The 7,157-nt window shown below is 67.7% G+C and carries 7 protein-coding genes and 1 pseudogene; 7 read left to right on the top strand and 1 reads right to left on the bottom strand.

Annotation, left to right across the window (positions count from 1 at the left end):
• The 7 genes and pseudogenes from ACFXA3_RS29805 to ACFXA3_RS29835 all read left to right on the top strand — a co-directional run.
• Positions 1-857 (top strand): annotated as a pseudogene (locus ACFXA3_RS29805) (SpoIIE family protein phosphatase); the annotation flags it as partial.
• A 205-nt stretch (positions 858-1,062) separates the two neighbouring features.
• Positions 1,063-1,287 carry a hypothetical protein gene (locus tag ACFXA3_RS29810; protein ID WP_385191671.1) on the top strand — a complete coding sequence of 75 codons (225 nt, stop codon included), beginning with the start codon at positions 1,063-1,065 and terminating at the stop codon, positions 1,285-1,287.
• Between the two features lie 307 nt (positions 1,288-1,594).
• Positions 1,595-1,771: a hypothetical protein gene (locus ACFXA3_RS29815; RefSeq protein ID WP_385191672.1), complete on the top strand. Its 177-nt coding sequence runs from the start codon at positions 1,595-1,597 to the stop codon at positions 1,769-1,771.
• A gap of 41 nt (positions 1,772-1,812) precedes the next feature.
• On the top strand, positions 1,813-1,935 hold the full coding sequence (locus ACFXA3_RS29820) for a hypothetical protein (protein WP_385191673.1): 123 nt from the start codon (positions 1,813-1,815) through the stop codon (positions 1,933-1,935).
• Between the two features lie 30 nt (positions 1,936-1,965).
• On the top strand, positions 1,966-4,236 hold the full coding sequence (locus ACFXA3_RS29825) for a DUF6571 family protein (protein WP_385191674.1): 2,271 nt from the start codon (positions 1,966-1,968) through the stop codon (positions 4,234-4,236).
• Between the two features lie 6 nt (positions 4,237-4,242).
• Positions 4,243-5,223 carry a hypothetical protein gene (locus tag ACFXA3_RS29830; RefSeq protein ID WP_385191676.1) on the top strand — a complete coding sequence of 327 codons (981 nt, stop codon included), beginning with the start codon at positions 4,243-4,245 and terminating at the stop codon, positions 5,221-5,223.
• A 114-nt stretch (positions 5,224-5,337) separates the two neighbouring features.
• The gene (locus ACFXA3_RS29835) at positions 5,338-5,787 is read left to right on the top strand and encodes a hypothetical protein (protein ID WP_385191678.1); all 450 of its coding nucleotides are present in this window, start codon (positions 5,338-5,340) and stop codon (positions 5,785-5,787) included.
• 392 nt (positions 5,788-6,179) lie between these two features.
• Here ACFXA3_RS29835 and ACFXA3_RS29840 read toward each other — a convergent pair whose 3' ends face one another.
• Complete coding sequence (locus ACFXA3_RS29840; protein ID WP_385191679.1) at positions 6,180-6,602, bottom strand: hypothetical protein; 423 nt, start codon at positions 6,600-6,602, stop codon at positions 6,180-6,182.
• Positions 6,603-7,157: the final 555 nt, after the last annotated feature.

A 7,157-nucleotide genomic window follows, 5' to 3' on the forward strand; every position in this document is an offset into this window, starting at 1 on the left:
CTCGGCTCCGACCGGATGGCCACCTGCCTGTACGCGGTGTACGACCCGGTCTCGCACCGGATCACCATCGCCAACGCCGGCCACCCGCCGCCCGTTCTCCTGCACCCGAGCGGCCGCGCCGAGGTGCTGCGCATCCGAGCGGGCGCCCCCATCGGCGTCGGTGGCGTGGACTTCGAGGCCGTGGAGCTGGACGCCCCCGCCGGGGCCACCCTGCTCATGTACATCGACGTCCTGGTCGAATCGCGGCTGCGCGACGTGTGGACGGGCATCGAGCAGCTGCGCGAGCGCCTGGCCACCACCGCGCAGCTGACCGGCCTGGACCAGCCGCCGCCGCTCGAGGGGCTCTGCGACGATGTCCTCGACATGCTGGGCCCCGGAGACCGGGACGACGACATCGCCTTGCTGGCGGCCCGGTTCGAAGGAATCGTACCGACCGACGTCACGTACTGGTTCCTGGACCCGGACGATACTGCTCCGGGACGAGCCCGCCGGTTCGCCCGAAAGTCCCTGAAGCGCTGGGACCTGGAGGAGCTGAGCGACTCGTTGGAGCTGCTGGTCAGCGAGCTGGTCACCAATGCCATCCGGTACGCCGAACGGCCTGTGACCCTGCGCCTGTTGCGCACGGACGTACTGCGTTGCGAGGTCGGCGACGACTCCCCGCAGCTCCCGCACCAGCGTCAGGCCTGGGACCGCGACGAGGCAGGGAGGGGCTCTACGTTGTGAATCGCCTGGCGCGGCGGTGGGGTGCGACTCGGCTGAGTAGCGGCAAGGTGGTCTGGTTCGAGCTCCCGCTATCCATCGAGACAGCGGCGACTCCTGATCACCTGGACGCCGAAAGGGCTATCGGTCCGAGCTGACCGGCTGGCGCGGCGCTCGGCGGCTGTCGAGTATCGGCGGTCACCGTCACGCTTCAGATTCGGTGCATGCATTCGATTACGGCATCAACAGGGTGGTCGCCGTGGTGATCAACGCGTTTCCTGGGGGTGCGCGCGTCAGCTCTGCATCCGATGGGCTCACTGCGCTGGTGTAGCGGAGGCTGGCCTTGGCGCCGAGGGAGAACACGTGCGCGAGGTGGAGGGGGTCGGCGCCGTCGGCAAGACCCTGCTCCGCAACGACGTGCCCCAAGGGCTCTCCCTGGTCTGTCTGCGCCAGGACCGCAGCCTCAACGAGGCAGCGGAAACCGCCGACCCCCTCAGGCTCATGCGCCTGTTCGGGATCACGGAGAGGACCGCCATGCACTACGTGGGCACCGCCCATCCCGAGCGCACCGCGAAGCTGCCCAGGTGAGGGTCAGGGCACCGGCTCGCTCGCGGGCTGCTTCCAGCTGGGGAGCAGGCGCGGAACCAGGTGTATGCAGAAGTGTCATGACGCCGACACCAGGCGATGGGGTCGGAAGCCTGCTGTTCCCTGTGCCTTGGCACAGCTGCGTGCTCGACGGTGCGGTTGCCATGCCTATGATCAAGGGGACGTCGAGGGGGAGGGCGGGGCGTGTCGGGAGATTTCGCTCGTGAGTGGGGCCTGTCGCGTTCCGGTGCGGCTGATGGCCAAGTGGGCATGCGGTTGAACGGAACAGGGGCCCCTCCCTGTGGGGCCTTTGACGCCTGGGGGGTCGGGGACTTTTGGGTCCACGCCCGCCGAGAAGACGGCGGCAGCGAACACGATCGAGACCGAGCTCCAGCCGAACACCAAGACCGCCACGGAGCACGCGGACGAGGCGACCAACAGCACTGTGAAGGGCTTCGAGGGCTGGGGCACCGCACCGAGGGTCTGAAGAAGGGCGCGGACACGTGGGACAGGCAGGTCAAGGTTCTGATGGGCTGCCTCGGATCCGAGAAGAGCGCCCTGCGGGGCGCCTCGGGCCTGTTCGTACGCAATGACATCGGCCTGGGTGACCAGTTCCGGCCGATCGGTCAGTCGAAGGTCAACGGGCTCTAGGGGGAACGAATGCTGACGTACTACAAAGTGATGACGACGGACCTGGGCCTGCTGACCACGGCCGCAGACAAGTGGGACTCCCTGGCCGGCGAACTGAAAAAGGTCGAGACCCGCTACGGTGACAGTGTCCAGAAGATCAGCATGGGACAGAGCTGGACCGGTGCCAGTGCCGGCGTGGCCCGTACGAGCTTCGCTGCCACCCGCTACGAGTATTCCGCAGCCCAGACCCAGGCCAAGGCCGTCGCCAGCCTGTTACGGGATGCCCACACTCAGTTCGCCGACCTCAAGAAGAGGGTCGAGAGCGCACGGGACGACGCGATCAAGGCCGGTATGACGGTCTCGGCCCAAGGGAACGTCGCCTACGACTACGCGAAGCTCACCGCTCAGGAACGCAGTGCGATCCACCATGACCCGGATGGTGAGACCACCATCCGTACGGCGGTTGCCAAGTGGCAGCAGCACATCAACGACTTCGTGAGGGCCGTCTCCGACGCCGACCAGGGTGTGAAGATCGCCCTCGAGGCCGTGGTCGTCGACAGTAACAAGGACGCTTTCGGCAAGGGCAACGACGAGACACTCGACGGCTTCAATGCCGGAGCGCAGGGTGACATCGAGGTCTACGAAGCTCGTAATGCCGAGGACATCGCCACCCGCATCAACAGCGGCGAGAAGGTCTCGGAGGCTGACTACGCGGAGCTGAATCGTTCCTTCCGCGACAACTCCTCGCGGCCGGAGTTCACCCAGACCTTCCTGAACGGGATGGGCGCGGACAACACGCTGAAGTTCGCCAACAAGCTCAACGATCACGCATATGGCGACGACAAAGGCAACAAGCAGCGCTACCTGGACCTGCAGAAGGGCCTGGCCAACTCGCTGTCGAACGCGATGCAGGACCCGAAGTCCGACTTCTACAAGAACTTCCGCACGCAGCTGAACAAGGCCGGGTTGGAGAGTTACGACCTCAAACAGGCCGGCGACGCACCCAACGTCCTCAGCCGGGAACACGGCCAGAAGGTCCGCGGCTACCAGAGCCTGGTCACCCTCATGCAGAACGGGGACGGCTACTCCACCCCGTTCCTACACGATCTGGCCTCGGACATCCGCAAGGCCGAAGACAAGAAGCAGGGAGGGGACCCGAACGTCTGGGACCTCAGCGGTGACTTGAGCGGCGCCAAAAAGAGCGGGTTCGTCCACGATCCCCTCGACGGGGTCCTCGGAATCATGTCGAAGAACCCGGAAGCCGCAACCTCGTACCTGGACCCGGGACCGGGCCACAAGAACGACAACCTCCAGTACCTGCTTAAGGCCCGCGACTGGAAGTTCGACGACTCGCTCTTGTGGCAGGGCGATCGCGAGACCCACAGCGAGCTTGAGTCTGAGGGCAAGGACGCCCGCACCGGTCTCGGCCTGGCACTGGAAGCCTCCACCACGGGCAGGGAACCGGGTGTGGCAGCAGCAGACTACGGCCACCACTCCGAGGCCGAGGCGCGGGTCATGCAGCAGACCATCTCCATCCTGGACGCCGACGGCAAGGGCGACACCATCGCCGACAACCTCAAGGCGCCCCTGGGCCGCGCCCTGGTCGACTACACAGCCGACACCCACGCCATTCTCAGCGGCACCTCGCCCGGCAGCCCCGTGGGCCAAGACGGCATCACCGCTCACGGCGACGAGTCCAGCATCACCAGCGGCAAGCACAGCCTGCTCCGCGTCATGCGCGGCGTCGCCGACGGCGAGGTCGGAACGGGCTCCACCGGCCAGCCCATCACCGCCTACGACGTGATGTACGAATCGGAACGCCGATACTCCGCCGAGTACCTCACCCACGCCAAGCCCGCCGGACCGGGCGAGGCCGGCAACGTCGTCGGCGACTGGGACAACCGCGCCCGCCACGTTGGCGAGGTCTTCGGAGCCATGAACGCCATCGGCTCCGACATCACCCTCGACGACCGGGACACAAAGATCGGCAACATGAACGACGCCGCCCGGTACGGCTACCACGGCTTCGGCGGCCTCATCACCCAGCTCCCGATCATCGGCGACCCGGCGCAACGCATGATCGACGCCGCCACCTACGAATGGTCCAAAGACGTCGCGGCCGAGCACGAGGCCATGGCACTCAAAAAAGAGAGCACGGACGCCGCAGCCGGAGTGGGCGCGACAAACTCCCTGATCGACTCCTTCGCGACCGGGCAGGGCGCCAATGGGTCCGTGGCACACGAACACGCCAGGGGCGAGGCCAAGCAGAGTTACATCACCGGCCGCGAGGACGCGTACTCCGCGCTCCGCACGAGGAAGTGAAGCTCTATGACCACCACCCCGCAGCGGGCAGCCAAGTTCCCCCGCAAGACGTTCGCCGCCGCCGTCACCGCGGTGGCCGCTCTGGGCGGTCTGCATCTGTGGCTGAACACGAACGCGTTCGGCGACTCGGCCCTCTGCGGCGGCGTGGTGACTGCGGAGTCCGTCGAGGCCGTACTCACGGGCGCCGGCAGGATATCTGACCGCCAAGGCCCGCGGTCCGGCGCTGACGACGGAAAGACCCAGTTCGACTGTGCCATCGAGCGCAAGGCGGCGGCGCTGCCGGGCTCCCACAAGCAGACCCTCCACATCCAGGGAACCACCGAGCGCGGCGACTTTGCCTTCACCGGCGGCCGCTGGCCCGACGCCTCGGCCGTGTCGTTCTTCCCGGGCGGCGGCGCTGTCTCCGGCCGAGCCTGGGTGCTTCTCCAAGGGGACTGCACGGACCGCCAGGCGGGGCTGGTCGAGGCATACGCACCGGACAGCGCGGACACCGCGAAACTTGTCGGTCTGCTGACTGGCACAGCCAACCGGGTCAGCGACCGCGCCGGCTGCGCCCCGACCGTCCCGCTGGCGGCCCCGGCTCGCATCGCTCCCGTGATGCGCCAGCGCCCGGCCGTGGCCAGCAGTGTGTGTGGCCTCCCTGGCTTCACCGTGCCTGGAGTCCGTTTGGAGACCGTTCAGGTCTCCGACGTCAGCTGGTCCTGCGGCACGGCTACCGCCGAGGGTGGGAAGGCGGCGTACGCCACTTTCTCGGTGACCCGGGACCCAGCCGTCATCGAGGGCATCCGTAAGTCCCAGGGATTCACCGGGCACGGATTCGATGCCACCCACATCGTGTCCGACTGCGCCGGCAAGGCCACCTACTTCGCCATGGAGCCTGGCCCCCGGTACACCGAATCCCTAGGAACCGGCGCACCCACCCCGAGTGACCTGTTCAACGCCTTCACCAAGGAGGCAAGGGCCAAATTCGGCTGCCCCACACCGTAGCCACGGCGAAGGAGACCGGGGAACCTCGCAGCCCGCTGCCGAGGAAGGCCAGCAGAAACGCATCACATCTGCCGTGCCGCCACTGCTCGATGGAAATAGGGAAGGGAGCCGGCCATGGCGACGTGGGGACTGATCCTGGAGACAACGGTCGGCTCGGGCGAGCATAAACACACCGAGGCCTACGTGATGGCGCACGTGGAGGGTGGGCGTGAGATGGCTCTGGCGGAGTTGGAGAGGCGGGCGCGTGCCTACACGCCGGAGCACCCTAGGAGCCCCAAGCGTCGCCGCCTCTTCCGCAACGGCGATGGATTTCTGCTGGTTGTCGACGGCGCCTGGCAGTCCCACGCCACCCGCTTCTCCGCTGCCGAACTCCTGGACGACACCGACCGCCCTGCACCAGCGGAACGGGTCAGCGATGAGCCAGGCGCGGCTGAGGTGCTGCCGGCCACGACGCGGGAGCTCCCGCCCCCGCCACCGCCACCGTCGGTAGCGGTGGGGGTGGAGCGCGACGAGGATGGCGTGCCGGTGAAACCGGCATGGCTGGGACGTACCGACCTGCCGTGACGGGAGTTGCTGCGCGGCCTGGTCTACAGCGCCGATCACCATGATTTCCTTCCACCTGGAACCCGTATGCCCCCTCATCGAACAAGGGGTCGGCGTGCGGGCTCCGTCCGTTCCAGCCCCAGGATTCAGTGAACCCGCGCGCTTCGCGGAGGCCGGCGCGGAAGTACCCGGTGCGCAGGTCGTCGACGAAGGCCGACACGGTCTGGCGGAAGCGGCGGCGCTGCTCGGGGGTGAGGCGGTCCAGGTCGGCGGTGAAGCGGGGCAGGGCGTCATGGGTGGGCACGCGGTCTCCTCCGGGAAGCACGAAGCCCCCGGCCGCAGTGGCCGGGGGCGAGGGTGGCTGTTCGTGGTGAAGGGCGTCGGTGGGCGCTGTGCGTCCAGCTCAGCGGTGGTCAATGTGCAGGTGTGTTGCGCACGGGTTGTGCTCGATGCCGCTGGAGTCGGTTGGGTTGGGGTCGCGGGGCGGTGGTGCGCATGTACCCCCGCGACACCGGGGACCAGGCCGTGCTGCGCGCGCTGACCCGGAAGCGGTCAGCCTCCCCGTACGAGCGGGCACGCCTCGCGTCCTTCTGCACGATCCACGTACCCACGCAGCGGTCCACCCGTCGGAACACGTTGGCTGCTGCCTTGGTGTCATCTGGCAAGGCCCAGCTGGCGCTCGGCTTGCGGCCAAGCTGCTCGAAACCTGCTCGTGTGTCCAGGGCGGATGAGAGTGCGGAGTGAAGGCCGGCTTGGTGCCCGGAGAGCAGGGCCTCGAGGGCGGCCTCGACCGCGGCACGGGTGTCTGTTTCGACGTCCTGGTAGTGGTCACTCATTGATCGCCGCCTCCTTCGCCAGCCCGAGAGCGTTGATCAGCCGCGCGCGTGCACGCGAGTAGGCCTGCCGCACCGCGGCGGGCTTCTTGACCGGTCCGTAGGTAAGGCTCGGCTGTTCGTCTGCCGGAGATCCCCCGCCCTCCGAGGCTTCCCCGCCTCCCCACGTGGGCAGCGGCTCACCCGAAGGGGGCCGCCCCGGTCCCGCCCCGGTGGATGACCCGCCGGTACAGTCAACGGACCGAATGAATTCGACAACCCGATTGCCCTGCAAGCTGCGTGCCATGTTATTCGGGATCGACCCTTTTCGGATACGAAGACAAGCGGGGCGGTTGCCGATCATTTGGAGGCAATCTGTTCCCGACTGCGTCACGACAACCGCCCCGCCTATCGCCCTTACCCGCAAAACCCGGATCGACCGGAAAAGAACGGTACGGGTGCGGACGCGGCTGTGGGGGGGCCCCCCGGGGGGGGGGGGCCCCCCGCCCCCCCCCCAAAACGGGTTGGGGTAAAACCGCAACACCGCGCCCACCCCCCCCACCGGGCGGGGCCCCAACC

The organism is Streptomyces sp. NPDC059456, assembly GCF_042750055.1.
GTDB lineage: Bacteria > Actinomycetota > Actinomycetes > Streptomycetales > Streptomycetaceae > Streptomyces.

Excerpts from the sequence above, each read along its gene's own strand:
- ACFXA3_RS29820 (WP_385191673.1), top strand. The coding sequence starts at position 1,813 with ATGGGCTGCCTCGGATCCGAGAAGAGCGCCCTGCGGGGCGCCTCGGGC.
- ACFXA3_RS29825 (WP_385191674.1), top strand. The coding sequence starts at position 1,966 with ATGACGACGGACCTGGGCCTGCTGACCACGGCCGCAGACAAGTGGGAC.
- ACFXA3_RS29830 (WP_385191676.1), top strand. The coding sequence starts at position 4,243 with ATGACCACCACCCCGCAGCGGGCAGCCAAGTTCCCCCGCAAGACGTTC.
- ACFXA3_RS29835 (WP_385191678.1), top strand. The coding sequence starts at position 5,338 with ATGGCGACGTGGGGACTGATCCTGGAGACAACGGTCGGCTCGGGCGAG.
- ACFXA3_RS29840 (WP_385191679.1), bottom strand. The coding sequence starts at position 6,602 with ATGAGTGACCACTACCAGGACGTCGAAACAGACACCCGTGCCGCGGTC.